Below are 25,199 nucleotides of genomic sequence, written 5' to 3'. Positions count from 1 at the left end.
TTGGCGGAGACGGGATCCGGATGTGGACACCGGTTCGCGTGAAGAAAACGCGTCAACCAAAAATGCGAGCTATTTGCTCGAGAGTATCCTCACAACACGGCAAGATGAAGCACGTGCGGTGCGAATACGCCGAACGCGGTGATCGCAATACCTGCGAACGTGAGCAGGCCGGAAATCCAGGCGAGCCCAATCATGCCGGTGATGATGGTTGCGGACGCCAGCACGATGCCGATCTGGAACGCCGCCGAAGCGAGCTCGAAGTGATGATATTTCGCCGTGGCCAGTTCGCGTTCTTCTTCGGCGTGCTTGGCGCGCTCGGCGAGTTGCTCGGTGCCCTCGCCGGTCTCGGGCTCAGAGCGGTAGCGCGCGGCCGTCTTCTGCCATTCGTCGATCTGCTTCTGCACCGCGGCTTTCGCGGCATCGTCGCTTGGAAGCGCCAGCTTGGCCTGCTCGGCGGCCGTCTGCACCGTGGTGCGGCGGATGCTTTTGGCCTGGAAGAACGCCCACAGGTTGGAAGCCTCGACATTCTTGGCAATGGTTTCGGTCTGTGCGCCCTTGCCGAGCGTTTCCGACAGCGCAAGACACAGCGCGATCACCGCGATCAGAAGCGCGATCTTCTTGTTCTCCCCCGAGGCATGCTCGGCGTGTTCGGCGTGCTCCATACTCTCATGTGCGCTCATGATTTTCCCCCAGTCAGGTGCAGGCGACGATGACCGAACAAGTTGGCGAGTGCAAGAGTTCGGGCGAAAGGTTCAGGCGCGGGGATGCGTGGCCCGGTACACTTCCAGAAGACGCTCGCTGTCAATCCCGGTGTAGATCTGGGTGGTCGAGAGCGAGGCGTGGCCGAGCAATTCCTGGATCGCCCGCAAGTCGCCGCCGCGCGACAAAAGATGCGTCGCGAAGGAATGCCGTAGCGCATGCGGCGTCGCGCTGTCCGGCAAGCCAAGCGCGCCGCGCAGCCGCGCCATGGTGAGCTGGATGATGCGCGGCTGCAAAGGTCCGCCGCGCGCGCCGACGAATATCGGACCCTCCGGCGGTAATGGATGCGGGCACATCGCCGTATAGTCCTGGATCAAAGTCAGGACGTTCTGCAAAACCGGCACCATCCGCGTCTTGTTGCCCTTGCCGGTGACGACCAGGACATCGCCTTCGCCGGGCGTTGGCACATCGCGGCGTTTCAGCCCGAGCGCTTCGGAAATGCGCAGGCCCGACCCATAGAGCAGCGCCATGACGGCGGCGTCGCGCGCCCAGATCCAGGGATCGCGCTCCTCGCCGGCGCGCTCGTCGGCGTCGGCAAGCCGTTTCGCCGCCACCATCGGCAACGGCTTCGGCAGGCTTTTGCCGATCTTGGGCGCGCGGACAGCGGACAACGCGCCGACTTTGCCGCGGCCTTCCCGTTCGAGAAAGCGGGCGAAGGAACGAAGACCCGCCAGCGCGCGCATCAGCGAGCGGCCTGCGATTTCGTTGGCGCGCCGCATCGCCATGAAGGCCCTGATATCGCTGGCCTCGATGGCGGAAAAGCTTTTCAGCGTCACGCGCGCGCCCCGGTGTTCGGCCAGGAATTGGAGGAACTGGCGGAGGTCGCGGGCATAGGCCTCTGACGTCTTGGGCGACAGGCGCCGCTCGGCGCGCAGAAATGCCAGCCATCGCGCCATCTCCAGCGCGATCGATTCGTCGGCGCAGTCAAGTTCAATCGGCTGCAAGGCGGGCGCGGGTTTTGCCATATCTGCTTTTGGCGCTGTGATTCCTTATGATTATATCGCACCACCCTGGTTTACCCTTCGCTAATTCACGAGCCGCAGGCATCAACTCGAGATGGACCATTCTCCCCGCGCTTCCTCATCGGGCGCATCGCAGACCGGGATCGTCGACGTGCTGGTGCCCGTCGCGCTCGACCACACCTATTCCTATCGCGTTCCGCGCGGCGTCGAACTCAAGGCCGGCGACGTGGTCTGCGTGCCGCTCGGGCCGCGTGAGGTGGTCGGCGTCGTCTGGGCCGAGAACGCCAGGCCTGAGCCGCGCCTCCACAACCGGCTGAAGGATGTCGGCGAAAAACTCGAGGTGCCGCCGCTCAGTGCGGAACTGCGCGCGCTTGTCGATTGGGTCGCCAACTACACGCTCTCGGCGCGCGGCATGGTGTTGCGGATGTGCCTGCGCATGGGCGAGGATCTCGGCCCAGAACGGGTGCGGATGGGCGTGCGCCTGGTCGGGCCACCGCCGCAGCGCGTGACGCCGGCGCGGCGGCGGTTGCTCGAATTGTTGTCCGATGGACTGCTGCACGGCAAATCCGAAGCTGCGAAGGAAGCCGGCGTCAGTGCCGGCGTCATCGATGGTCTAGTCGATGAAGGCACGCTCACGGTCGAAGCGCTGCCGCGCCCGCCCGCGCCAACCGCGCCTGACCCGGCGTTTGCGGTCCCGGAATTCAGCCGCCAGCAGCGCACCGCCGTGGACGCGATGCGCGCGCTCGCTGCCAATGGCACGTTCCATGTCGCCTTGCTCGATGGCGTCACGGGTTCCGGCAAGACCGAGGTCTATTTCGAGGCGGTTGCCGAGACCATCCGCCGCGGCAAGCAGTCGCTGATCCTGATGCCGGAGATCGCATTGACCGGCCAGTTCCTCGATCGCTTTTCGCGGCGTTTCGGCGTGCGGCCGCTGGAATGGCATTCCGAATTGACCCCGCGCACCCGGCAACGCAACTGGGCGGCGATTGCCAGCGGCGAAGCGCCCGTCATTGTGGGCGCGCGCTCAGCGCTGTTCATGCCTTATGCCGATCTCGGCCTAATCGTGGTCGATGAAGAACACGACCAGGCCTACAAGCAGGATGAGGGCGCGCATTACCACGCCCGCGACATGGCGGTGGTGCGCGCGCATATCGCCAAGGTTCCGGTCGTGCTGGCGTCGGCGACGCCGTCGGTCGAAACCGAGGTCAATGCGCGCAAGGGCCGCTACCAGCGTGTCGCGCTGCCCTCGCGGTTCGGCGGCCAGCACATGCCGCACATCGAGGCGATCGATCTGAGGCGCGAACCTCCGCCACGCGGACGCTTCATCTCACCGCGGCTTGCCGAGCAAATCCGTTTTGCAATCGAACGGCGCGAACAGGCGTTATTGTTTCTCAACCGCCGCGGTTATGCGCCGCTGACGCTGTGCCGTGCCTGCGGCCATCGCTTTGCCTGCACTATTTGCGATGCCTGGCTGGTCGATCACCGGTTTCGCCAGCGGCTGGTTTGTCACCATTGCGGCTTCTCGATGCCGCGCCCCCACACCTGTCCGCACTGCGCGGCGGAGGAATCGCTGGTCGCGGTCGGTCCGGGCGTCGAACGGTTGCAGGAGGAGGCGGCTCAGCTCTTTCCGGATGCGCGGACCATGGTGCTGTCGAGCGACCTCATCACCTCGATCGAGACCATGCGCAGCGAGCTGAACGAGATTGCGGAAGGCCGTGTCGACATCATCGTCGGCACGCAACTGGTCGCCAAGGGGCATCATTTCCCTCGGCTCAATCTGGTCGGCGTGGTGGACGCCGATCTAGGCTTGAGCAACGGCGATCCGCGCGCCGCAGAGCGCACGTGGCAATTGCTCAACCAGGTGATTGGGCGGGCGGGGCGCGACCAGGGCAGGGGGGTCGGCTATCTGCAGACCCACCAGGTGGAGCACCCCGTGATGAAGGCGCTGGTCGCCTGCGACCGCGAGGCGTTCTACGCCAGCGAAATCGAGATGCGCGAGAGAAGCGGCTATCCGCCGTTCGGGCGGCTGGCGGGATTGATAGTGTCTGCCGGCGATCGTCCGACGGCAGAGGGTTTTGCGCGCAAGCTTGCCGCGATCGCTCCCATCGACGAACGGATCAAGGTGCTCGGACCCGCTGAGGCGCCGCTTGCGGTCATCAAGGGCCGCTATCGGTTCCGCCTTCTGGTGAAGGCGCAGCGCAACGTCGATTTGTCGGAATATTTGCGCGAGTGGCTGGCCGCAGCCCCCAAGACCAAGGGCAATCTCAAGCTCGAGGTCGATGTCGATCCGCAGAGCTTTTTGTGAATGTTTCGTCAGCTCGTAGAGCCGAACTATGGTGCGCAATTGCGCACCTGAGAACCTCGAGATTCTCCGATGTGCAATTGCACATCGTAGTTCGATGCTGACACATCGCTTCGGAATGACAGCTTAAAAAAGCCTGCCGACATCTCTGCCGGCAGGCTTTCTGGAGACGAGACGATAGAAGTTCCGCCGATCGAACGGACGCAATACCTGTGAGTACGGTCTTGGAACGAAACGCCGCTACGAGACCACCTCGGCCGTGATGCGGCCGACGCCGGCGCTGGTCAGGCCGATCGCGCGGGCAGCGCCCGTCGACAGGTCGAGCACCCGGCCGCGAATGAACGGGCCACGGTCGTTGATGGTGACGATGACACTCCGGCCGCCATGGGTGACCCGGAGCTTGGTGCCGAACGGCAGGCTGCGGTGGGCTGCCGTCATGGCTTCCTGGTTGAAGCGCTGGCCGGATGCGGTCCTGTGCCCGGACTCGTTGCCGTAGTAGGACGCGATCCCTGAGAAGGTGCGTCCGCCGAAGGACGGGGCTACCGAGGCGTGGGCGTCCCGCCAGGGCGCGTGTTCGGCCCGCGCGGCATGATGGTCAAAATGGTGGTGATGATAGTGGTGATGCCGGTAGGGCCTCGCCGAAGCCTCAGAGGCAGCACCACCCGTCAAGGCAGCTGTGGCAACAAGGATCAGCGCCGTACGCGACCGGGTCGCCTTTCCCAATGCCTGCTTGTTAAGTTTCAGCATTATATCAGTCCCTCAATGTAGTAATGCCACATCGGTGGCACCTGGAACCCCCGCTCCGTCTGAAGAGGGCCGTTTGATTTCGCAATGAGGCATAAAAACGGCAGTAGTATTGGTTTGTCTCACCATGAAACATCTTGTTACATGGAACAGAACATCCATCGATGTTCCGTAACGTTGACTCTATTGATCATGTGATCAATTATATACTTAAAGTATATTTGGAATTACTGATGACTGTAGTCTTCGCCGTAGCCGGCGAGATTACAGCAAGTAATGCTGTCAGGGATTGGAGGGCCGAGTTCCGCCGGCCCGTCCCGCCAGGCGCATGCTGCGACCCGACGGAGGCGGGAACGATTTCGGGTATCGGGGGAACGGTTCGAAAATACCGTTTTCTGGGCCCGGGGTTTGCGCCGCGATTGCGCAGCTGAGTTGTCCGCAAATCACTTGCGACACGGCATCGCTGCGCTCGCCGTCATGTTGCACCTGCGGTCTTGCTATGTTAGCAAAGCCGCGATTTTAACGATCCCGGCACTGCCTGTGCCGGTCGAAAATCGAAGTCCCGCTTGAACTCCAAGGGCTTGGATCGCTAGGCGCCGCATTTTGGCGACGGTTTTTCCCTTGCGAGTTTTGACAGCAATTAAAGAGCGCGCTTGTGGCTGAGAATCCGTCCGTGTCGGGAGTGTCTGGTCGTTACGCAACGGCTTTGTTCGAATTGGCCCGCGACGAGCGTTCGATCGATGCGGTCAAGGCCGATCTCGATAAATTCGATGCGATGCTGGCGGACAGCGATGATCTGAAGCGTCTGGTTCGCAGCCCGGTGTTTTCCTCCGAGACGCAAGCAAGGGCGCTGTCGGCGGTGCTCGACAAGGCCGGAATTACCGGCATTTCCGCCAATTTCCTGAAGGTTCTGACCGCCAATCGGCGGCTGTTCGCCGTCGACCAGGTGATCCGCGCGTTCGCGGCGCTGGTCGCCAAGTTCAGGGGCGAGGCCGTCGCTGACGTGACGGTGGCTGAAGTGCTCAGCGACAAGAATCTCGATGCCCTCAAGACTGCGCTGAAGTCGGTCACGGGCAAGGACGTTTCCCTCAACGTGAAAGTCGATCCGTCGATCATCGGTGGCCTCGTCGTCAAGCTTGGCAGCCGCATGGTGGACAGTTCGCTTCGCACCAAACTCAATTCGATGAAGCACGCGATGAAAGAGGCAGGCTGATGGACATCCGCGCCGCGGAAATTTCCGCGATCCTCAAGGACCAGATCAAGAATTTCGGCCAGGAGGCCGAGGTCTCCGAAGTCGGACAGGTGCTGTCCGTCGGCGACGGCATTGCCCGCGTCTTCGGGTTGGACAACGTCCAGGCCGGCGAGATGGTCGAGTTCGAGAACGGTACGCGCGGCATGGCGCTGAACCTCGAAACCGACAACGTCGGTATCGTTATTTTTGGCGCCGACCGCGAGATCAAGGAAGGCCAGACCGTCAAGCGCACGCGCGCCATCGTCGACACGCCGGTCGGCAAGGGCCTGCTCGGCCGCGTTGTCGACGCGCTCGGCAATCCGATCGACGGCAAGGGCCCGATCAAGGCCGACAAGCGCATGCGCGTCGACGTCAAGGCGCCCGGCATCATTCCGCGCAAGTCGGTCAGTGAGCCGATGGCGACCGGTCTCAAGGCGATCGATGCGCTGATTCCGGTCGGCCGCGGCCAGCGCGAGCTCATCATCGGTGACCGCCAGACCGGCAAGACCGCGATTGCGCTCGACACCATCCTGAATCAGAAGCCGCTCAACGCGCAGCCGGACGAGAACATCAAGCTTTATTGCGTCTATGTCGCGATCGGGCAGAAGCGTTCCACCGTCGCGCAATTCGTCAAGGTGCTCGAAGAGCAGGGCGCGCTGGAATATTCGATCGTGGTCGCTGCCACCGCATCCGATCCGGCTCCGATGCAGTACATCGCGCCGTTCACCGGCTGCACCATGGGCGAGTATTTCCGCGACAACGGCATGCACGCCGTCATCATCTATGACGACTTGTCGAAGCAGGCCGTCGCATACCGCCAGATGTCGCTGCTGTTGCGCCGTCCGCCGGGCCGCGAAGCCTATCCGGGCGACGTGTTCTATCTGCATTCGCGTTTGCTCGAGCGCGCCGCCAAGCTCAACAAGGACCAGGGGTCGGGATCGCTCACCGCATTGCCGGTGATCGAAACCCAGGCCAACGACGTGTCGGCCTATATTCCGACCAACGTCATTTCGATTACCGACGGCCAGATCTTCCTCGAAACAGACCTGTTCTTCCAGGGTATCCGCCCGGCGGTGAACGTCGGTCTGTCGGTGTCGCGCGTCGGATCGTCGGCGCAGACCAAGGCGATGAAAAAGGTCGCCGGCAAGATCAAGGGCGAGCTGGCGCAGTATCGCGAAATGGCGGCCTTCGCCCAGTTCGGTTCCGACCTCGACGCCACCACTCAGCGCCTGCTCAACCGCGGCTCACGCCTGACCGAGTTGCTCAAGCAGCCGCAATTCTCGCCGCTGAAGATGGAAGAGCAGGTCTGCGTGATCTGGGCCGGCACCAACGGCTATCTCGATCCGCTGCCGCTCAACAAGGTACGCGCGTTCGAGGATGGCCTGTTGTCGCTCCTGCGCAGCAAGCATGTCGACATCCTCAACACCATCCGCGACGCGCGCGATCTCTCCGACGATACCGCCGCCAAGCTGAAGGGCGTGGTCGAGGGTTTTGCCAAGAGCTTGGCGTAACGCGGCGGAACAAGTCAAACGGATGCCCGGCACGGAGCCGGGCATGATGATGGACAGGCTAGCGGTCAGATCCTTGAAGATCGGATCGTTGGGGTGAGAGCTGAGAATGGCGTCACTTAAAGACATGCGGGTCCGCATCGCCTCCACCAGGGCGACGCAGAAGATCACCAAGGCAATGCAGATGGTCGCGGCGTCGAAGCTGCGTCGCGCGCAGACCTCCGCCGAAGCCGCCCGTCCCTATGCCGAAAAGATGGATGCGGTGATCTCCGGCATTGCGGCGGCCACTTCTTCTTCGCCCGGCGCATCTGCGCTGCTGGCCGGCACCGGCAAGGACAGGGTGCATCTGCTTCTGGTCTGCACCGGCGAGCGCGGTCTCTGCGGTGCCTTCAACTCGGCGATCGTCCGGCTCGCGCGCGAACATGCGCAGAAGCTGATCTCGCAGGGCAAAGAGGTGAAGTTCTTCTGCGTCGGCCGCAAAGGTTTCGAACAGCTTCGCCGTACCTTCGAAAAGCAGATCGTCGAAAGCGTCGAGCTGCGCTCGGTTCGTCAGCTCGGTTTTGTCAACGCCGAAGACGTTGCCGAGAAGGTGATCGCGCGGTTCAACAACGGTGAGTTCGACGTCTGCACGCTGTTCTATTCGCGCTTCAAGTCGGTGATCGCCCAGATCCCGACCGCCCAGCAGATCATTCCGTTAGTCGTGGAAGCGCCGGCGGCAAGCGCCGGGCCCGCGGTTTCCTATGAATATGAGCCGGAGGAAGACGAAATCCTGCCCCGCCTTCTGCCGCGTAACATTGCAGTGCAGGTCTTCCGGGCGCTTCTGGAAAACAACGCCTCGTTCTATGGCGCCCAGATGAGCGCGATGGACAACGCCACCCGCAACGCCGGTGACATGATCCGCAAGCAGACGCTGATCTACAACCGCACGCGCCAGGCAATGATCACCAAGGAACTGATCGAAATCATTTCGGGCGCCGAGGCGGTCTGACGATCGCGACGGCCGCTGTGAGACTTTAGGAATTCGAAGGAGAGAGTTTATGGCCACACCAGCCAATCAGACCGGACGCGTCACACAGGTCATCGGCGCCGTCGTCGACGTCCAGTTCGAAGGTCACCTGCCGGCAATTCTCAATTCGCTGGAAACCAAGAACGGCGGCAACCGCCTGGTGCTGGAGGTTGCCCAGCATCTCGGCGAATCCACCGTGCGGACCATCGCCATGGACACCACCGAAGGTCTGGTCCGCGGCCAGGAAGTCTCCGACACTGGCGCGCCGATCAGGGTGCCGGTCGGGGCCGGCACGCTCGGGCGCATCATCAACGTCATCGGTGAGCCGATCGACGAAGCAGGCCCGGTCCAGGCTGAAGACATGCGCGCGATCCACCAGGAAGCGCCGCTCTATACCGACCAGTCCACCGAGGCTGAAATTCTCGTCACCGGCATCAAGGTGGTGGACCTGCTGGCGCCCTACGCCAAGGGCGGCAAGATCGGCCTGTTCGGCGGCGCCGGCGTCGGCAAGACCGTGCTGATCCAGGAACTGATCAACAACGTCGCCAAGGCGCACGGCGGTTACTCGGTGTTCGCCGGTGTCGGCGAGCGTACCCGCGAAGGCAACGACCTCTATCACGAGTTCATCGAATCCAAGGTCAACGCCGATCCGCATAATCCCGACCCAAGCGTGAAGTCGAAATGCGCGCTGGTGTTCGGCCAGATGAACGAACCGCCGGGCGCCCGTGCCCGCGTCGGTCTCACCGGTCTGACAGTCGCCGAGCACTTCCGCGACCAGGGTCAGGACGTGCTGTTCTTCGTCGACAACATCTTCCGCTTCACGCAAGCCGGTTCTGAAGTGTCGGCGCTGCTCGGCCGCATACCTTCGGCGGTGGGCTATCAGCCGACGCTTGCGACCGACATGGGCGCGCTGCAGGAGCGCATCACCACGACTCACAAGGGGTCGATCACCTCGGTGCAAGCGATCTACGTGCCGGCCGACGACTTGACCGACCCGGCGCCGGCAACCTCGTTCGCCCACCTGGACGCCACCACCGTGCTGTCGCGCGCGATCTCGGAAAAGGGCATCTACCCGGCGGTGGACCCGCTCGATTCGACCTCGCGCATGCTCTCGCCGCTGGTTGTCGGCGACGAGCACTACAACACCGCGCGCCTGGTGCAGCAGGTGCTGCAGAAATATAAGTCGCTGCAGGACATCATCGCCATTCTCGGCATGGATGAATTGTCCGAAGAAGACAAGATCACGGTGGCGCGCGCCCGCAAGGTCGAGCGCTTCCTGTCGCAGCCCTTCCACGTCGCCGAAGTCTTCACCGGCTCGCCCGGCAAGTTCGTCGATCTCGCCGACACCATCAAGGGCTTCCGCGGCCTTTGCGAAGGCAAGTACGACCATCTGCCGGAAGCGGCCTTCTACATGGTCGGCACCATCGAAGAGGCGGTCGAAAAGGGCAAGAAGCTGGCTGCCGAGGCGGCCTAAAGGCGAATGGCGAACAGGCAGTGGCGAATAGTTCGCCACTGCTTCCGTTAACTTCGCCATTCGTTATTCGCTATTCGCTATTCGCTACTCGCAGGGTTCACATGGCCACCTTCCATTTTGATCTCGTCTCGCCTGAAAAAATGGCGTTCTCCGGTGAAGTCGATCAGGTCGATGTCCCCGGGGTCGAGGGCGATTTCGGCGTTCTCGCCGGTCATGCGCCGGTCGTAGCCGCGATCCGGCCGGGAATCCTGACGGTGATTTCAGGCGGATCGAAGCAGAAGATCATCGTGCTTGGCGGGCTTGCCGAGGTTTCGGACAAGGGTCTGACGGTGCTGGCTGACGTCGCCACGTCGATCGACGAACTCGACCGGGCGAAGTTTGCCGAGACCATCTCCGAAATGGAAGCCAAGCTCAAAGAAAAGGAAGGCTCCGAACTCGATCGTGCCATCGAGCGGCTCGATCATTTCAGGGGCATCGAACACGAGCTCAATACGACGGCCATGCACTAAGCGTTGTATTCAACTTCGTCCCTGGCTTGCGAATTTGGCGAATTGCCGCGCGACCGTCAGGTAGACATCGCGCCGAAATGGCACCACGAGATCGGCAACGCGATCAAGCCGTTCCCATCGCCATTGGTCGAATTCCGGCGGCTGGCCGTTGCGTGACGCGAGCGGATCGATTTCCCGCTCGGCGCCCGTGAAGCGCAGCGCGAACCATTTTTGCCGCTGGCCGCGAAATTGGGCGAGCCGGTGCGAAGCAGGGCCGGCATAGGGCGGAAACTCGTAAGTCAGCCAGTCGGTCTCGCCGAGATAGCTGGCGCTATTGACGCCGGTCTCTTCCCAAAGTTCGCGCATGACCGCTTCGCGCGGATTCTCGTCGGTATCGATTCCACCTTGCGGCATCTGCCACTCAAGCCCGGGAAGAACGATTTCCGGGCCGTCGTCCTTGAACCGCCGCCCAATCAGAATCCGGCCGGCCGCGTTGAAGAGCGCGATGCCGACATTGGGACGGTAAGGCTTGGTCATGAATGCGAACGCGTTTCAGGTCAGCAGTAGCTGAATTCAGCCGCCGGCAAGCCTGGCGAATTCCTTGACCACGCGCTCGTAGACCGGGCGCTTGAACGGAACGATCAGGTCCGGCAGGTTTTTCATCGGCTCCCACCGCCAGCCGACGAACTCGGCCTTGTGGCCGCCGCCGGGGGTCGCGACATTGATCTCGCGATCCTCGCCGGTGAAGCGCACCGCATACCATTTCTGCCGCTGGCCGCGGTAACGGCCCTTCCAGGCGCGCCCTGCGATGGTGCGCGGAATGTCGTAGACCAGCCAGTCCGTGACTTCGGCGATCTTTTCGACCGAGCGGACATTGGTTTCCTCGTAGAGCTCGCGTCTGGCGGCGTCCCAGGTGTCTTCGCCGGGATCGACGCCGCCCTGCGGCATTTGCCAGATATGGGATTCGTCGACGTGCTCGACGCCGCCTGCGCGGCGACCGATGAAGACGAGCCCGGCTGCGTTGATCAGCATCATGCCGACGCATGTTCGATAGGGCAGATCTTCGTAACGCGCCATTCCGTCCCGTTCTCCTGCGGGGGTCGCCACCCGCGATAAAGGTTCTTCTCAGCTCGATTTTGATTTCGTCATCGCGGTTGTCAATGGCGCGAGCATCACACCGCGGCTATCGAGCGTCCGCGCCCAGGCGCCTATCCGCTCGATTGAAATCGGCAAGGCGGAGGCGACGCCGACCGCAAAGCCGCGCTCCTTTGCCAAATCCTCGAGCTTGCCCAGGGCGCGGTCGATTTCGCCCGATGTCGGCACCGAATCGATGGTCAGGTCGGCCTTGGCGAACGGCATGGCCTGGGCTGCCGCCATGGTTGGTGCCAGGCTGCGCGCCGATCCGTCGTCGAAGTAGCCGAGGCCGCGCTTGGCAGCCTCCTTCACGATCGGCAGCATTGCGGTATCGGTGGCCACGAACCGGGCCCCCATAAAATTGGCGATGCCGGCATAACCCTGGAACCGACTCAAATGCCAGTACAGGCGGTCGAGATTTTGCTCGGGCGCCAATGTCGTCAGCAGGGTCTGCGGTCCCGGGTCATTGTCAGGATAGTCGTAGGGTTCCATGGGAATCTGCAGCAGAATCTCGTGATGCTGTGCCCGCGCCCGTTCGACGAGCTTGGTCGGATCCGATCCGTAAGGGGTGAACGCCAGCGTTACAGCGGCGGGCAACTTCAGAATGGCATCGACCGTCTTGGCTGCACCGACCCCCAACCCTCCGACCACGATTGCCACGATCGGCGTCTTCGCCGCTTTGGCCTGGTCGGCCGCTCCGGCGTAGGCCGTGATGGGCTTGAGCCCGTCGGCGGTCGTCGGAATCATTCCGTAGCGGCCTTTCTCCAATAGCCGCGGGTTTATTCCAGGCACGGTCGCGGCGGGCACCGGCGCGTCCTTCTCCGCTGTCCCTCCGCCGATCGCGACGTCGTGGCGTGTGCCGCTGGAGCCATCGATGATGGTGACGGTCCGCTGGTCGGCAGGCGCTGCGGCCTTGGCTGCATTTGCGGCCTGTTCGCTGCCATGCGGGGTCATCGCCGATTTCCCGGCCGGCGTCTCGGCGACCTTCCCGCTGGCTTTGGCGTCGCCCGGTAAGGGCCCGATGGCGACCCGCGCCCGCGGCTCGCCGCCAAACGGGTCATCGTTGAAAAGGGCGTAGCCGGCAAATGTCGCCAGAAACAGGCCCAGCGCCGCCGCCAATAACTGCACCCCGGTGAAAGGCAGCCGAAAACGACGCTTGCCGCGCGCACTGTCCCGTCCAAGCGGAGCGCTCAGCTCGTCGGCGGCCTCTGCCATCAAACTCCCCGAATCAATCGGGTCTAAGATAACACGGCCGCCCAAGACAGCGGCAGGGTGGAACCCTCAGGGCTTCGCCGGTCCTGGTTCGATTCCGGTCCTTCGGCGCGTCTTCGCCACCATCAAAACAAAAGGGCGGCCGTTTCGGCCGCCCTTTGTCTGGAATAATGCTGCGTTTCGCTTAGTTGGCTTCCTGCTTGGCCGGCTTCTCGACCGAGGCCTTGTTGGTGGCCTTGTCGTCGTTTGCGGCCGCCGGCGCACTGGCATTGACCTTGACGCCGTGCAGCAGGTCGTCGGCCATCTTCAGCGCCTTGTCATTCTTGGGATCCGGCGGCACGTAAGACTGCGAGCCGGTCTTCTCGTCAGTGCCGTTCGTCAGGTGGCCGCGCAGCGAAGCCTCACCCTTGGTATCGGTCCGCGCCTTCAGCTCCGCGGGCACGTCCTGCAGCACTTCGATGTCCGGCACGATGCCCTTGGCCTGGATCGATTTGCCCGACGGCGTGTAGTAGCGCGCGGTGGTCAGCCGCAGCGCGCCGTTGCCGGCGCCAAGCGGGATGATGGTCTGAACCGAGCCCTTGCCAAACGAACGCGTGCCGACCAGCGTGGCGCGCTTGTGGTCCTGCAACGCGCCTGCGACGATCTCGGAGGCCGATGCCGATCCGCCGTTGATCAGAACGATCACCGGCTTGCCCTTGGTCAGATCGCCCGGTCGTGCGGTCCGGCGCTGGGTCTCCTCGGCGTTGCGTCCGCGGGTCGATACGATTTCGCCGCGCTCGAGGAAGGTGTCGGAAACCGTCACGGCTTCTTCCAGAAGACCGCCGGGATTGTTGCGCAGGTCGATGACGTAACCCTTCAGCTTGTCACCGATCTGGTTCTGCAAGTCCGCGATTCCCTTCTTCAGACCTTCGGTGGTCTGCTCGTTGAAGGTGGTGATGCGGATATAGGCGATATCGTCATCCTCGACGCGCGCGCGCACCGAGCGGACGCGGATATTGTCGCGAACCAGCGTCACGTCGATCGGATTGTCGGCGCCCTTGCGGATGATCTTGAGCTTGATCTTGGTGTTGACCGGGCCGCGCATCTTGTCGACCGCCTGGTTGAGCGTCAGGCCCTGCACCTGCTCGTCGTCGAGCATGGTGATGATGTCGTTGGCGAGAATGCCGGCCTTGGAAGCCGGGGTGTCGTCGATCGGCGAGACCACCTTGATCAAACCGTCTTCCATGGTGACTTCGATGCCGAGCCCGCCGAATTCGCCGCGGGTCTGCACCTGCATGTCGCGGAAGCTCTTGGCGTCCATGTAGCTCGAATGCGGATCGAGCCCAGAGAGCATGCCGCTGATCGCGGATTCGATCAGCTTGCTGTCGTCAGGCTTCTCAACGTAGTCGCTGCGCACCCGCTCGAACACGTCGCCAAACAGATTAAGCTGGCGATATGTATCGGAGGTCGAGGCACGCGCCATCGAGCCCATCGTCAGCGCGCGCGGCTGGGTCACGAAGAGCGTCAATGCCGCGCCAGTGGCGGCGCTAAGGAGAATGAGAGAAGTCTTGCGCATCATCCGCGAACCTTTTCGCCTTCTTTTGCGGCCCACCATGGGCCTGGATCAACAGGAGTGCCGTCCTTACGGAACTCGATATAGAGCACGGGCTGGCTAGCATTGGCTGCCAGTATCGACGCAACCTGGGAGGTCGTTCCCATGGTCGCGACCGGCTCTCCCGTAAGAACAAACTGTCCGATGTTAACCGAAATGCGCCCCATTCCGGCGATCAAGACATGATACCCGCCCCCGGCATTGAGGATCAAGAGTTGTCCGTAGCTGCGGAACGGACCAGCGTAAACGACCCACCCGTCACACGGGGTTGTTACCTGCGCGCCGGGGCGGGTTGCCAGAGAAATGCCTTTTTCGACGCCGCCGGAGCCATCGGAACCGCCGAATGCGCGTATTTTGACGCCGTTGACGGGTAAGGCGAGCAGTCCCTTGGCCGACGCGAACGCAATTGCCGGACTCAACCTGGAGGGGTTCTTCAAGCCGGCCATGTCAGGCTTTCCGTCGACGGTAGCCGGAGTTCCCTGCTGGCTGGCGACGGCGGCGGCCTTTGCCGCGCTTTTCAGGTCCTGTTCCATCTTGTTGATCAGGCCTTGAAGGCTGTCGACCTGCTTGGAGAGGGTAATCGCCCGCGCGCTTTCCGCCTCCAGGTTCTTTTCCACGTCATTTTGCTTGCGCTGGCGTTCGTCGACCAGGGCTGCAAGCCGGGTTTGATCTTCCCGTAATTTGTCGCGGTCGCCAGACAGCCGATCGCGCTCCGCTCCGATCGCCTTGCGCAGGGCAACGAGTTCACCAAGGTCTTTGGCGAGGGCCTGGGCGCGTGAGCGCAACTCCGGCACGACGGATCCGAGCAGGATCGCGGTTCGCAACGACTGCAACGCGTCTTCGGGTCGGACGAGCAGCGCCGGAGGCGTGCGGCGGCCGGCGCGCTGTAACGCCGCCAGCACCTCGACCACCTCGGAGCGACGGGAGTCGAGCGAGCTTCTGATTTGCTGCTCGCGTGCGTCGAGCGGGCGGAGTTTGGCTTCCGTCTCGGCAATTCTGGCTTCAACGCCTTGAACCTGGGCAGCGACGTCGATGAGCTGCGCGTTGAGCTTGCTGCGATCCTGACCGATCGCCGCTACCTCGGCCTTTAGTTGCCCTTGAAGCTCGGCCGAGCTCCTCTGCTGCGCTCGCGTTGCGTCCAGCTCCTGCTCGCGCTGCTTGATGGCATCCGCCGAGGCGGTGGTGGCTTGCGGTGCCGGGTCAGCGACCTGGGCTGATGCGGATACGCCGGCCGAGGCGAAGCCTGCCGACAGCAAGATGATCGATGCGCGGGCAAAGGAAAGGGTGTCGCCGCGGGAGACGCCGGAAAGGTACGGACTGTTACGTGCCGGTTGCATCAATCCAATCGTATGCCCAAAGCAAGCGTCCTGCGCCACTTACGCGCGATGGTAGGGGTGGCCGGCCAGGATGGTCGCAGCCCGGTAGATCTGCTCGAAAAGCATGACCCGCACCATCTGGTGCGGCCAGGTCGCAGAACCGAACGCTATCCTCAGCTGTGCCATGCGCCGCAATTCGGGCGAAAGTCCGTCCGCGCCGCCGATTGCAAAAATAGTATTGGCGACCTGGTCGTCGCGCCAGCGGCCGAGATGGCGGGCAAATGTACTGCTGTCGATGTTGTCGCCACGCTCGTCGAGCGCGACCAGGACGGACTTTGGCGGAATTGCCGCCGAAATCGTGGCCGCTTCCTCGGCGATTCGCGCGGTTGCGTCGCGCGCGCGGCTCTCGGCCAGTTCGCAAACCTCGAGGCCACGAAACCCGAGCCGGCGGCCGATATCATCGAACCGCTCGCGGTAACGGTCGGCGAGTTCCCGCTCCGGCCCCTGCTTGAGCCGTCCGATGGCAATGACGAGAAGGCGCATGATCAGGCTAAGCTGCCGCGGATTTCGGTTAGTGTCCACCGGCGCAGCAGTGACATTCACCACCCCTTCGGATGGCGCCCGAAAGGCAATGACGACTCCAAACCCATCCACCGAAGGCTAGATTGCCTTCGCGGTCGCCGGACCCTGCGTCCACAATCTCTCGAGATTGTAGAATTCGCGGACCTCCGGCCTGAAGATGTGGACGATCACGTCGCCCGAATCGATCAGCACCCAATCGCAATTGGGCAAACCTTCGACATGGGGGCTGGCGATCCCACTCTCTTTAAGACCTTTGGCGACATTCTCCGCGATCGCGCCAACGTGCCGGTTCGCCCGGCCCGTGGTGACGATCATGTAATCGGTAAATGCTGATTTGCCGCGAAGGTCGATGGTGACCGTTTCTTCCGCCTTCATATCGTCGAGGCGGGAGAGGATCATGTTCAGGGTCTTGTCGGCGTCTGGTTGCGCCTTCAAGGCCGCTGCTTGGGTCGATGTTTTACGCGCGGGTTTGGCTACCTTGGGTAAAACAGACTTGGACAATACAGACGTGGCCAGGGACCATTCCTTTCACTGTATCGCGGGCGCCGAATCCTTCGGCCGCCCACACCTATTGTATGCATGTGGGGTTAATGGTTTCAATATCCAGTGTCCCGGTTCTGACATGCGTATTTTACCGCCGCGGCCTCGTTTTCGAATGTCAGAACCAAAGGGACACTGGCAAATTTAAGATTCCAGTGTGGTTTCGGATTTGACATTCGCCGGACGAAACCCGCGGCCAGGTGGGTAGCGAATGTCAAATCCACTCCGCTGCTGCCGCCGTTTTGCGGCATCAAGCGGTCCTCCAGCTGCCGTCCTGGTTCCGCAAGCCTGTCGATGACAGGTGCGATTTCAGCCCGGTGAGAAACGTCCATGCCGGCGTGTGCTGTTCGGCAAGGCTTGCAGCCTGATTTTCCGGGACGCGGTAGCGCGCAAGAGCCTGGGCGGCAGGCGAGGCTAGGGCACGAAAGCTCTGCGGCGGACGGTCGATCACGGCGATGGGCACCTCGGATGCGATACGCCGCCAATGATGCCAGCGGTGAAATTGCGCAAGATTGTCCGCTCCCATGATCCAGACAAGGTTCAGGCCTGAAGCGCGGCGGCACAAATATCGGATCGTGTCGGCAGTGTAACGTGTTCCGATGACTGATTCGAGACAGCTCACCTCGATGCGCGGATCGTGCGCGACGTCCTCGGCCGCTGCCATGCGCTCGGCAAGATCGTGCGGCGTCCGGTCGGCTTTGAGCGGATTGCCTGGCGTCACCAGCCACCACACCCGATCGAGTTTCAGACGCTTGATCGCGAACAGGCTGATGGCGCGGTGGGCCAGATGCGGTGGGTCGAACGATCCGCCCAACAGGCCGACACGCATGCCGTTGACATAGGGCGGAAGGGCGGAAGCGACGGAGGGCAAGGCGGGAGAAATCTTGTTCAACGCGTTCCCCGCTGCGGACAACAGATGCGCATCACGGCCGCGTCTGTCCGGTGCCATGAACGCGGTATTTGAAGCTGGTTAATTGTTCGGCGCCAACGGGGCCGCGGGCATGGAATCGGCCGGTGGCAATTCCGATCTCCGCACCGAAGCCGAACTCGCCACCATCGGCAAACTGTGTCGACGCGTTATGCAACACGATCGCCGAATCGACCTCGTTGAGGAATCTTTCGGCCGCCGCTTTGTCCTCGGTCACGATCGCATCGGTGTGATGCGATCCGTGATTGTGAATATGGGCGATTGCTTCATCGAGCCCGTCCACGACTTTGGCCGCGATGATCGCGTCTTCATATTCCGTGTCCCAGTCTTCGTCGGATGCAGCTTTCACGCGCGCATCAGTTCGCTGCACGAAGTCATCGCCGCGCACCTCGCAGCCAGCCTCGAGCAGCATCTCGACCAGCGGCTTCAGTGACGTCGCGGCGCCCTTGCGATCGACCAGCAAGGTCTCGGCGGCGCCGCAGACACCGGGCCGCCGCATCTTGGCGTTCAGGACAATCGATTTCGCCATCTCGAGATTGGCGGCGTGGTCGACATAGACGTGATTGACGCCTTCGAGATGCGCAAACACCGGCACACGCGCTTCCGCCTCGACACGTCCAACCAGGCTTTTGCCGCCGCGCGGCACGATCACGTCGATGGCGCCGGAAAGTCCCGTCAGCATCAGGCCAACGGCGGCGCGGTCGCGCGTCGGCACCAGCGTGATCGCGGCCTCAGGCAACCCCGCTTCGCGCAAGCCCTGCACGAGGCAATCATGGATCGCGCGGCAGGAACGAAAACTATCCGAGCCGCCGCGCAGGATCACGGCGTTGCCGGATTTCAGGCAGAGCACGCCGGCGTCGGCGGCCACATTGGGGCGGCTTTCAAAGATAACCCCGACGACCCCGAGCGGCACGCGAACGCGTTCGATGGTCATGCCGTTCGGGCGCTGCCAGCGTTCCGTCACCGCGCCGACCGGGTCGTCGATCGCGCGCACCGTCGCAACGCCATCGGCCATGGCGTCGATCCGGCTTTGCGTCAGTGTCAAACGGTCGATGAAGGCCGACGTTGCCCCATTGGCGCGAACCTCCGCGACGTCCTCGGCGTTGGCTGCAAGGATTGCCGCCGCGTTAGCGCGGATCGCGCGTTCGATGGCGTCCAGTGCGTTGTTCTTCTGCCGCGCTGAAGCGAGCGCCAGGACGCGAGCGGCTTGGCGCGCTCGCATGGCGAGAGCGTTCATCAGTTCGGTCAAATCGGCGTTGCCGTCGATCGCCTTCAGTGGTGCGGTCATGTCAGGGTCGCATCCTGCGTTAAGATCATGCTTTAGCATGAAAATCCGTCAGTTGCGAAGGCCGGCGCGGCGTTTGCAGGGCAGGGGGCAGCCCGGCGAATAGCGGCAGAGCAGGTCGGCCATTGGCCGAGCCGGTACTAGCCCGGCGGCAGCGCCCCGCTCGGCCCGATCACAAGATCGTCGCGATGAATCATCTCGGCGCGGCCGCTGATGCCCAGGATCGTCATGACGTCGGGCGAGGAGTGGCCCTTGATCTTCTCGGCGTCGTCGGCGTCGTAGGCGACAAGCCCGCGGCCGATCTCACGGGTATCGGGACCGCGCACGATCACGGCATCGCCGCGGGCGAATTGGCCGTCGACCCGGATCACGCCGGCCGGCAGCAAGCTCTTGCCGGCGCGCAGCGCGTTAACGGCGCCGGCATCGATGGTCAGCGTGCCCTTCGGTTCGAGAGAGCCCGCGATCCACCGCTTGCGCGCGGTGACGGGATTGGCCGGTGTCAGGAACCAGGTGCAGCGTCCGCCGTCGGCGATCGCTTGCAGTGGATGCTCGATCTTGCCCGAGGCGATCAGCATATGCGTGCCGGCGGTGGTGGCGATCTTGGCTGCCTCGATCTTGGTGTACATGCCGCCGCGCGACAATTCGGATTCGGCGGCGCCCGCCATTGCCTCGATTTCCGAAGTGACGGAGTCCACGACCGGAATCAGTTTGGCGTTGGGATTGGCCGCAGGCGGCGCGGTGTAGAGACCGTCGATATCGGAGAGCAATATCAGAAGATCGGCGCTTGCCATGGTGGCGACGCGCGCGGCCAGGCGATCGTTGTCGCCATAGCGGATTTCGTTGGTCGCGACCGTGTCGTTCTCGTTGATGATCGGCACCGCGCGCCAGTCCAGAAGCTTGGCGATGGTCGAGCGCGCATTGAGATAGCGGCGGCGCTCTTCGGTGTCCTGCAGGGTCACGAGAATCTGCCCGGAGCCGATGCCGTGCGCGCCCAGCATTTCCGACCAGATGCGCGCCAGCGTGATCTGTCCGACGGCTGCTGCTGCTTGGCTTTCCTCGAGTTTCAGCGGACCACGCGGCAGCTTCAGGCGGCTGCGCCCGAGCGCGATTGAGCCGGACGAGACCACCAGCACGTCACGGCCTTCGCCGTGCAGCTTGGCAAGATCGGCCGCGAGTGCAGAAAGCCAGGCTGCGCGTACTTCGCCGGCACTGGAATCGATCAACAGCGAGGAGCCGACCTTGACGACGATGCGGCGGAAATTTTTTAAGCTTGGGCAGGTCATGGGAATAAGGATTTTGCGGCGTGCTTCGAGCACAAAGGTGTTACAGCGAGACTGTGCCACAGTACAGGTGATTACCTACCCGGGCCGCGGCGCCCAAGGTTCGGCCTTTGCGGGTTCGGCTTCGGCGCCGCCCTTGGCCTTGGCCGAGACCGGAGCTTCCCCGATCAGGTCTGCGAGCGCCCGGAGCGCTTCCCTGACACCTTCGCCGCTGACGCCCGAGATCAGGAGCGGCGTCTTTTTGGCCGCGCGTTTCAGCCGATCCCTCTGCTTCTTCAATTCGTCCGGCGTCACGGCGTCGATCTTGTTCAGGGCGACGATCTCGGTCTTCTCAGCGAGATGGCCCTCATAGGCCTCAAGCTCCGTACGCACGGTCTTGTAGGCCTTGCCGGCGTGCTCGCTGGTGGCATCGACCAGATGCAGGAGAACGCGGCAGCGCTCGACATGGCCGAGGAAGCGGTCGCCGAGGCCCGCGCCCTCATGCGCGCCTTCGATCAATCCGGGAATGTCGGCCAGCACGAATTCGCGGCCATCCGCATTCACGACACCGAGCTGCGGGTGCAACGTGGTGAAGGGATAATCGGCGATCTTCGGCCGTGCCGCGCTGACTTTGGAAAGGAACGTCGACTTGCCCGCATTGGGCAGACCGACAAGGCCAGCATCCGCGATCAGTTTCAGCCGCAACCAGATCCAGCGCTCTTCGCCGACTTCGCCGGGATTGGCGTTGCGCGGGGCGCGGTTGGTGGAAGACTTGAAATGGGCGTTGCCGAAACCGCCATTGCCGCCTTCGGCCAGCACGAAGCGTTCGCCGAGCGCGGTGAAGTCGTGGATCAGCGTCGTCCTGTCTTCGTCGAATATCTGCGTGCCGACCGGTACCTTGAGCACGATCGACTTGCCATTGGCGCCATGGCGGTCCTTGCCCATGCCGTTGGTGCCTTTTTGCGCCTTGAAATGCTGCTGATAGCGGTAGTCGATCAGCGTATTCAGTCCATCGGCGACTTCGATAATCACGTCGCCGCCACGGCCACCATTGCCGCCGGAAGGTCCGCCGAACTCGACGTACTTCTCGCGGCGGAAGGCCACGCAGCCGTTTCCACCATCGCCCGAGCGGATATAGACCTTGGCTTCGTCGAGGAATTTCATGGACTAGAGTTCCGATTCCGAAGTTCGCAAGCAATCGCAGCAACCTCTGATGCGAACTTCGGAATCAAAGGAACTCTAGTGCCGCCTATTTGACGTTCCTGCACCACAAGCGGCAAATCCGATCCAGGAACGTCAAATAGCAAACCGGCACTAGAATCATGGGTTTGCTAGTGCCCATAACTTTCCGAAGTCCGTAAAAGGTGCGTGCTGAGATGTAACACGGACTTCGGAAAGTGGGCACTAGCTGCAATTTGTTTTCTAGCGCGGCTTTGAATTTGAAGCTCCTATGACGAAACTGCAGGGAAACCGATAGGAGCTTCAAATTCGCGGCACTAGCCAGTAACGCAGGGGTGGTCCGGCGGCAACCAATAAGCTTGGTAAATAGGGATGCTCGGCCCTTGCCGCTACGCCGGGCGGCGGCGGATGAGAAATTTCTGCATCCCTTCCAGCACCAGTTCGCGCCGCTGGTTAAAGACGGTGCTGCGGAGGGTAACCACGCCAGTGGTTCGGCCACCCGACAGTTCCGTCACTTCGAGCGCGGGATAGATGGTGTCGTCGGCAAAGACCGGTTTCAAGAACCGGCTCGACTGTTCAAGAAAACCGACCAGCGATTCCTCGACCATGAAAGGGAGTATGCCCGCTCCCGGCGCGGTGTGGATCAGGGTTTGAAAGCCGTGGGCGAGTAGGTTCGGCATGCCGCGCGCCCGGCAATATTCGACGTCGTAGTGAACGGGATGGGTGTCGCCGCTCGCGGTCTGGAAGGCGGCAAAGACGGCTGACGTCATGGTGCGGCTCGGGATGATAAAACGCTCGCCAAGCGAAAAATCCTCGAACCAGCGCTGCTCTTGCACCATACGATGTTCGGCGGGATTGAAATCGGTCATACCTCAAATTCCTGATTGGCGGCGTGACGGAGCCATCCCGAAGCTTATAATGCAATGCTGCGGCCCCAAATGAGCTTACTCGCGAAAATCTCGACGACGCTTGACGACCGGTCCGCACGGCTTGCCGGTATCGTTCTGATGCTGGCCTCGATCTGCATGTTCTCGTTCGGCGACACGCTTGGCAAGTATATCGTCTCGACCTATTCGGTCGGGCAATTGATGTTCTTGCGCGCTTGCGCGGCGCTGGCGCTGCTGGCGCCCTCGATGTGGCGGCAGCGCCATGAATTCCTGCTGATAGAGCGGCCGTGGCTGCAGCTTCTGCGGCTCATATTCTCGACCTTCGAGATTGCCGCGTTCTTTCTCGCAACCGTCTACCTCCCGCTCGCCGACGTCGTCACCTATTATCTGGCAACGCCGATTTTCGTGACTGCGCTGTCGGCGATCTTTTTGCGCGAGCATGTCGGCTTGCGGCGCTGGAGCGCAATCCTTGTCGGCTTTGTCGGCGTCTTGATCGCGCTGCGGCCTTCCGCGCAGTCGATCAGCTGGCCCGCGATGATCGCGCTTGCCGGCAGCCTGTCGTTTTCCTGCTCGCTTTTGACGACGCGCCTGTTGCGCGCAACCCCTGACATCGTGCTGGCTTCGGCGCAATTCGTCAGCGGTCTCATCTTCGGTCTCTTGATCGCGCCGATCGGCTGGGTCACGCCGAGCTGGAGCAGCCTCGGCTTGTTCTTTGCCGCCGGCGCGATTTCGGTATGCGCGCTATTGTGCGTCAACCGTTCGCTCAAGCTCGCGCCGGCGAGCCTGGTCGTGCCGTATCAATACACGATGGTCCTCTGGGCGGTGACGTTCGGCTACCTCGTGTTCGGCGATGTGCCATCGCTGCCGATGGCACTCGGCGCCGTCATCATCATCATCGGCGCGGGGCTTTATATTTTCCTGCGCGAGCGCGAACTCGGGCGGATCGATTCCGTCGTCAATCCGCCCGCGTAGGGAAGAGCTTCAGGAGCAAAGCCAACTCCATTTTATTCGACGCGTTTTCTTCACGCGAACCGGTACCCACCTCCGGATCAAGTCCGAGGGCATGCTTCGCTTGAAAACGCTACGCTCGCCGCGTCGAATTGCCCCAATTCTTCAGCGACGCCCAGACGCCGCGCGTCAAGCGAAAGCAATCGACGGGGGTCGACGATCCCAGCGACTCGAAACGATGCAGCTCGACGCCGCACCACTGAAAGCCGCATTTTTCCAGCACATTGCGCGAAGCGGGGTTTGCGACCCGCGCGCCGGCGCGCATATGGCCGGTGTCGAATGCCTCGAAGGTGAAGTCGATCACGGCGCGCGCGGCCTCGGTGGCCAGGCCTTGGCCCCAATAGTCGACGCCGAGCCAGTAGCCGAGCTCAGGGGCCTCCTGATCGCGCCAATCGACGCCGACCATGCCGATCGGGGTGTGATCCTTTTCGATCAGAAAAACCGTCTCGCGGCTGCCTGCGATGCCGCGCACGAATTCGACCGCATCGCCTTGCGAATAAGGGTGCGGCAGGCGACGGGTGTTCTCCGCAATGCGGCGATCACCGGCGAGACGCGCAATTGCGTTGACGTCCGCGAGCGTCGGCCTTCGCAGCGCCAGCCGTTCGGTGTCGAGGATGCAACGTCCTGCCTCGCGCAGCGTTCGGGGCGGGATATCTCGCAGCATGACTTAAGGCTCCTTGAGGGATCACTCTTGGATCGGCGCGCCTCTCGGATATGGCGACGCGCAACGAAAAAGGGAGGCCGGTTTCCCGCCTCCCCTTGGAGCCTCTAAGCGCTCCGCCGGTTCAACAGGACCCGGCGGAATCTTTCATATTCCACCGTCTATTCGGCCGCTTCCGTTACCGGGATCACCGACACGAAAGTGCGGCCGCCCGCTTTGGCACGAAACTCCACACGGCCCTCTACCTTCGCAAAGAGAGTATGGTCAGTGCCCATGCCGACATTAAGGCCGGGATGCCAGGTGGTGCCGCGTTGACGCGCGATGATGTTGCCGGGAATCACGAGTTCGCCGCCATAGGCCTTGATACCAAGGCGCTTGCCCGCTGAATCGCGGCCGTTACGTGATGAACCGCCTGCTTTTTTGTGAGCCATGGCCCGTCTCCAAACTTCTATTTGATCTCTAGATCAAATCCCTGACGAAATCAGTTCACTTTATGTCACGCTCTTCTGAAGCGTGTCACTTCTTGTCGCTCTTTGCCTTCTTCGCCGGCGCTTTCTTTGCCGCCGTCTTGGCTGCGGGCTTCGCCGCGGCCTTCCTGGCGGCCGGCTTCTTTGGCGCGGCCTTTTTCGCAGGCGTCTTCGGCGCCTCGTCGGCATCATCGGCCGGCTTGAGTGCGACCTTCTCGCGCTTCGGGCGCGGTCCGACCGTGGGCTTGTTGCCGTCGGTCAGGATCTCGGTGATGCGAAGCACCGTGATCTCGTCGCGGTAACCGCGCTTGCGCCGCGAATTCTTGCGGCGGCGCTTCTTGAACGCGATGACCTTCGGCCCGCGCTTGTGGTCCAGTACCTCAGCTGCAACGGAAGCGCCGGCAACGGTCGGGGTCCCGAGCACGGGAGTATCGCCGCCGACCACCAGAACTTCACCAAGTTGCACGATCGTGCCGACGTCGCCGGCGATCTTGCCTATCTCGAGCACATCATCCGGAACGACGCGGTACTGCCGGCCGCCGGTTTTGATGACTGCGAACATCGTTTTATTCCTTCGTGTTCGATCCCGGCCTCGAGCCATGCCCGGGTCGGCTTTTTCTACAGTCGTTATGGGTTCAATTTCCGCGCGACCGGGCTCAGGGCCCTAAAAAGCAAT

General features: G+C 62.5%; 25 protein-coding genes. 7 read left to right on the top strand and 18 right to left on the bottom strand.

Annotation, left to right across the window (positions count from 1 at the left end):
* Positions 1-89: 89 nt before the first annotated feature.
* The gene (locus tag M6D32_RS01170; protein WP_298252540.1) at positions 90-680 is read right to left on the bottom strand and encodes a DUF4337 domain-containing protein; all 591 of its coding nucleotides are present in this window, start codon (positions 678-680) and stop codon (positions 90-92) included.
* Between the two features lie 72 nt (positions 681-752).
* Positions 753-1,724, bottom strand: a complete 972-nt coding sequence (locus tag M6D32_RS01165) for a tyrosine recombinase XerC (RefSeq protein WP_298252538.1) — start codon at positions 1,722-1,724, stop codon at positions 753-755.
* 91 nt (positions 1,725-1,815) lie between these two features.
* Here M6D32_RS01165 and M6D32_RS01160 point away from each other — a divergent pair, with 91 nt between their 5' ends.
* Complete coding sequence (locus tag M6D32_RS01160; RefSeq protein ID WP_298252536.1) at positions 1,816-4,026, top strand: primosomal protein N'; 2,211 nt, start codon at positions 1,816-1,818, stop codon at positions 4,024-4,026.
* A gap of 237 nt (positions 4,027-4,263) precedes the next feature.
* On the opposite strand, the gene M6D32_RS01155 is transcribed toward M6D32_RS01160, so the two are convergent.
* Complete coding sequence (locus M6D32_RS01155) at positions 4,264-4,770, bottom strand: septal ring lytic transglycosylase RlpA family protein (RefSeq protein WP_298252535.1); 507 nt, start codon at positions 4,768-4,770, stop codon at positions 4,264-4,266.
* A 652-nt stretch (positions 4,771-5,422) separates the two neighbouring features.
* On the opposite strand from M6D32_RS01155, the gene M6D32_RS01150 reads away from it, so the two are divergent.
* The 5 genes from M6D32_RS01150 (at position 5,423) to M6D32_RS01130 (ending at position 10,495) form a co-directional block, all read left to right on the top strand.
* Positions 5,423-5,980, top strand: coding sequence for a F0F1 ATP synthase subunit delta (locus M6D32_RS01150; RefSeq protein ID WP_298252533.1), 558 nt, complete (start codon positions 5,423-5,425; stop codon positions 5,978-5,980).
* Positions 5,980-7,509 carry a F0F1 ATP synthase subunit alpha gene (atpA, locus tag M6D32_RS01145; RefSeq protein WP_298252531.1) on the top strand — a complete coding sequence of 510 codons (1,530 nt, stop codon included), beginning with the start codon at positions 5,980-5,982 and terminating at the stop codon, positions 7,507-7,509. The genes M6D32_RS01150 and atpA overlap by 1 nt, the downstream gene beginning before the upstream one ends.
* A 106-nt stretch (positions 7,510-7,615) precedes the next feature.
* The gene (locus M6D32_RS01140) at positions 7,616-8,494 is read left to right on the top strand and encodes a F0F1 ATP synthase subunit gamma (RefSeq protein WP_298252529.1); all 879 of its coding nucleotides are present in this window, start codon (positions 7,616-7,618) and stop codon (positions 8,492-8,494) included.
* Positions 8,495-8,543: 49 nt separating this feature from the next.
* Complete coding sequence (gene atpD / locus M6D32_RS01135; protein WP_298252527.1) at positions 8,544-9,986, top strand: F0F1 ATP synthase subunit beta; 1,443 nt, start codon at positions 8,544-8,546, stop codon at positions 9,984-9,986.
* 101 nt (positions 9,987-10,087) lie between these two features.
* Positions 10,088-10,495 (top strand): F0F1 ATP synthase subunit epsilon, encoded by a 408-nt coding sequence (locus tag M6D32_RS01130; protein ID WP_298252525.1) that lies wholly within the window; start codon positions 10,088-10,090, stop codon positions 10,493-10,495.
* Positions 10,496-10,504: 9 nt separating this feature from the next.
* Here M6D32_RS01130 and M6D32_RS01125 read toward each other — a convergent pair whose 3' ends face one another.
* The 12 genes from M6D32_RS01125 to M6D32_RS01070 form a co-directional block, all read right to left on the bottom strand.
* A complete protein-coding gene (locus M6D32_RS01125; protein WP_298252523.1) occupies positions 10,505-11,011 on the bottom strand; it encodes an RNA pyrophosphohydrolase in 507 nt (168 codons plus the stop codon).
* A 36-nt stretch (positions 11,012-11,047) separates the two neighbouring features.
* Complete coding sequence (locus M6D32_RS01120; protein WP_298252522.1) at positions 11,048-11,551, bottom strand: RNA pyrophosphohydrolase; 504 nt, start codon at positions 11,549-11,551, stop codon at positions 11,048-11,050.
* Between the two features lie 48 nt (positions 11,552-11,599).
* Positions 11,600-12,823, bottom strand: coding sequence for a divergent polysaccharide deacetylase family protein (locus M6D32_RS01115; protein ID WP_298252520.1), 1,224 nt, complete (start codon positions 12,821-12,823; stop codon positions 11,600-11,602).
* Positions 12,824-13,004: 181 nt separating this feature from the next.
* Complete coding sequence (locus M6D32_RS01110) at positions 13,005-14,378, bottom strand: S41 family peptidase (protein ID WP_298252518.1); 1,374 nt, start codon at positions 14,376-14,378, stop codon at positions 13,005-13,007.
* Entirely contained in the window at positions 14,375-15,748 is a 1,374-nt protein-coding gene (locus tag M6D32_RS01105; RefSeq protein ID WP_298252516.1) for a peptidoglycan DD-metalloendopeptidase family protein, read from the bottom strand. Before M6D32_RS01105 ends, M6D32_RS01110 begins: the two co-directional genes overlap by 4 nt.
* 39 nt (positions 15,749-15,787) lie before the next feature.
* On the bottom strand, positions 15,788-16,270 hold the full coding sequence (gene rlmH / locus M6D32_RS01100) for a 23S rRNA (pseudouridine(1915)-N(3))-methyltransferase RlmH (protein ID WP_298252514.1): 483 nt from the start codon (positions 16,268-16,270) through the stop codon (positions 15,788-15,790).
* A gap of 117 nt (positions 16,271-16,387) precedes the next feature.
* Complete coding sequence (rsfS, locus tag M6D32_RS01095) at positions 16,388-16,744, bottom strand: ribosome silencing factor (protein ID WP_298252512.1); 357 nt, start codon at positions 16,742-16,744, stop codon at positions 16,388-16,390.
* Between the two features lie 355 nt (positions 16,745-17,099).
* Entirely contained in the window at positions 17,100-17,741 is a 642-nt protein-coding gene (locus M6D32_RS01090; protein ID WP_298252510.1) for a nicotinate-nucleotide adenylyltransferase, read from the bottom strand.
* Between the two features lie 31 nt (positions 17,742-17,772).
* On the bottom strand, positions 17,773-19,065 hold the full coding sequence (locus tag M6D32_RS01085; protein WP_298252509.1) for a glutamate-5-semialdehyde dehydrogenase: 1,293 nt from the start codon (positions 19,063-19,065) through the stop codon (positions 17,773-17,775).
* A 137-nt stretch (positions 19,066-19,202) separates the two neighbouring features.
* Positions 19,203-20,345 carry a glutamate 5-kinase gene (gene proB, locus M6D32_RS01080; protein ID WP_298252507.1) on the bottom strand — a complete coding sequence of 381 codons (1,143 nt, stop codon included), beginning with the start codon at positions 20,343-20,345 and terminating at the stop codon, positions 19,203-19,205.
* Positions 20,346-20,420: 75 nt separating this feature from the next.
* Positions 20,421-21,485 (bottom strand): GTPase ObgE, encoded by a 1,065-nt coding sequence (gene obgE, locus M6D32_RS01075; protein ID WP_298252505.1) that lies wholly within the window; start codon positions 21,483-21,485, stop codon positions 20,421-20,423.
* Between the two features lie 404 nt (positions 21,486-21,889).
* Positions 21,890-22,369, bottom strand: a complete 480-nt coding sequence (locus M6D32_RS01070) for a MaoC family dehydratase (RefSeq protein WP_298252503.1) — start codon at positions 22,367-22,369, stop codon at positions 21,890-21,892.
* Between the two features lie 69 nt (positions 22,370-22,438).
* Here M6D32_RS01070 and M6D32_RS01065 point away from each other — a divergent pair, with 69 nt between their 5' ends.
* Positions 22,439-23,359, top strand: a complete 921-nt coding sequence (locus M6D32_RS01065; RefSeq protein ID WP_298252501.1) for a DMT family transporter — start codon at positions 22,439-22,441, stop codon at positions 23,357-23,359.
* Positions 23,360-23,468: 109 nt separating this feature from the next.
* On the opposite strand, the gene M6D32_RS01060 is transcribed toward M6D32_RS01065, so the two are convergent.
* From M6D32_RS01060 to rplU, 3 genes are all read right to left on the bottom strand, one after another.
* On the bottom strand, positions 23,469-24,059 hold the full coding sequence (locus M6D32_RS01060) for a GNAT family N-acetyltransferase (RefSeq protein ID WP_298252498.1): 591 nt from the start codon (positions 24,057-24,059) through the stop codon (positions 23,469-23,471).
* A gap of 158 nt (positions 24,060-24,217) precedes the next feature.
* Entirely contained in the window at positions 24,218-24,487 is a 270-nt protein-coding gene (rpmA, locus tag M6D32_RS01055; RefSeq protein WP_298252496.1) for a 50S ribosomal protein L27, read from the bottom strand.
* 85 nt (positions 24,488-24,572) lie between these two features.
* Entirely contained in the window at positions 24,573-25,085 is a 513-nt protein-coding gene (rplU, locus tag M6D32_RS01050; RefSeq protein WP_298252494.1) for a 50S ribosomal protein L21, read from the bottom strand.
* Positions 25,086-25,199: the final 114 nt, after the last annotated feature.

Source organism: Bradyrhizobium sp., from assembly GCF_027307225.1.
Lineage (GTDB): Bacteria > Pseudomonadota > Alphaproteobacteria > Rhizobiales > Xanthobacteraceae > Bradyrhizobium.
Note: the sequence above shows the minus strand (reverse complement) of the source record. Positions and strands in the feature narration are given on the sequence as shown.

Bases quoted from the DNA above. Each gene is read 5' to 3' on its own strand.
- M6D32_RS01170 (WP_298252540.1), bottom strand. From the start codon at position 680: ATGAGCGCACATGAGAGTATGGAGCACGCCGAACACGCCGAGCATGCC.
- M6D32_RS01165 (WP_298252538.1), bottom strand. From the start codon at position 1,724: ATGGCAAAACCCGCGCCCGCCTTGCAGCCGATTGAACTTGACTGCGCC.
- M6D32_RS01160 (WP_298252536.1), top strand. From the start codon at position 1,816: ATGGACCATTCTCCCCGCGCTTCCTCATCGGGCGCATCGCAGACCGGG.
- M6D32_RS01155 (WP_298252535.1), bottom strand. From the start codon at position 4,770: ATGCTGAAACTTAACAAGCAGGCATTGGGAAAGGCGACCCGGTCGCGT.
- atpA (WP_298252531.1), top strand. From the start codon at position 5,980: ATGGACATCCGCGCCGCGGAAATTTCCGCGATCCTCAAGGACCAGATC.
- M6D32_RS01140 (WP_298252529.1), top strand. From the start codon at position 7,616: ATGGCGTCACTTAAAGACATGCGGGTCCGCATCGCCTCCACCAGGGCG.
- atpD (WP_298252527.1), top strand. From the start codon at position 8,544: ATGGCCACACCAGCCAATCAGACCGGACGCGTCACACAGGTCATCGGC.
- M6D32_RS01130 (WP_298252525.1), top strand. From the start codon at position 10,088: ATGGCCACCTTCCATTTTGATCTCGTCTCGCCTGAAAAAATGGCGTTC.
- M6D32_RS01125 (WP_298252523.1), bottom strand. From the start codon at position 11,011: ATGACCAAGCCTTACCGTCCCAATGTCGGCATCGCGCTCTTCAACGCG.
- M6D32_RS01120 (WP_298252522.1), bottom strand. From the start codon at position 11,551: ATGGCGCGTTACGAAGATCTGCCCTATCGAACATGCGTCGGCATGATG.
- M6D32_RS01115 (WP_298252520.1), bottom strand. From the start codon at position 12,823: ATGGCAGAGGCCGCCGACGAGCTGAGCGCTCCGCTTGGACGGGACAGT.
- M6D32_RS01110 (WP_298252518.1), bottom strand. From the start codon at position 14,378: ATGATGCGCAAGACTTCTCTCATTCTCCTTAGCGCCGCCACTGGCGCG.
- M6D32_RS01105 (WP_298252516.1), bottom strand. From the start codon at position 15,748: ATGCAACCGGCACGTAACAGTCCGTACCTTTCCGGCGTCTCCCGCGGC.
- rlmH (WP_298252514.1), bottom strand. From the start codon at position 16,270: ATGCGCCTTCTCGTCATTGCCATCGGACGGCTCAAGCAGGGGCCGGAG.
- M6D32_RS01085 (WP_298252509.1), bottom strand. From the start codon at position 19,065: ATGACCGCACCACTGAAGGCGATCGACGGCAACGCCGATTTGACCGAA.
- proB (WP_298252507.1), bottom strand. From the start codon at position 20,345: ATGACCTGCCCAAGCTTAAAAAATTTCCGCCGCATCGTCGTCAAGGTC.
- obgE (WP_298252505.1), bottom strand. From the start codon at position 21,485: ATGAAATTCCTCGACGAAGCCAAGGTCTATATCCGCTCGGGCGATGGT.
- M6D32_RS01070 (WP_298252503.1), bottom strand. From the start codon at position 22,369: ATGACCGATTTCAATCCCGCCGAACATCGTATGGTGCAAGAGCAGCGC.
- M6D32_RS01065 (WP_298252501.1), top strand. From the start codon at position 22,439: ATGAGCTTACTCGCGAAAATCTCGACGACGCTTGACGACCGGTCCGCA.
- M6D32_RS01060 (WP_298252498.1), bottom strand. From the start codon at position 24,059: ATGCTGCGAGATATCCCGCCCCGAACGCTGCGCGAGGCAGGACGTTGC.
- rpmA (WP_298252496.1), bottom strand. From the start codon at position 24,487: ATGGCTCACAAAAAAGCAGGCGGTTCATCACGTAACGGCCGCGATTCA.
- rplU (WP_298252494.1), bottom strand. From the start codon at position 25,085: ATGTTCGCAGTCATCAAAACCGGCGGCCGGCAGTACCGCGTCGTTCCG.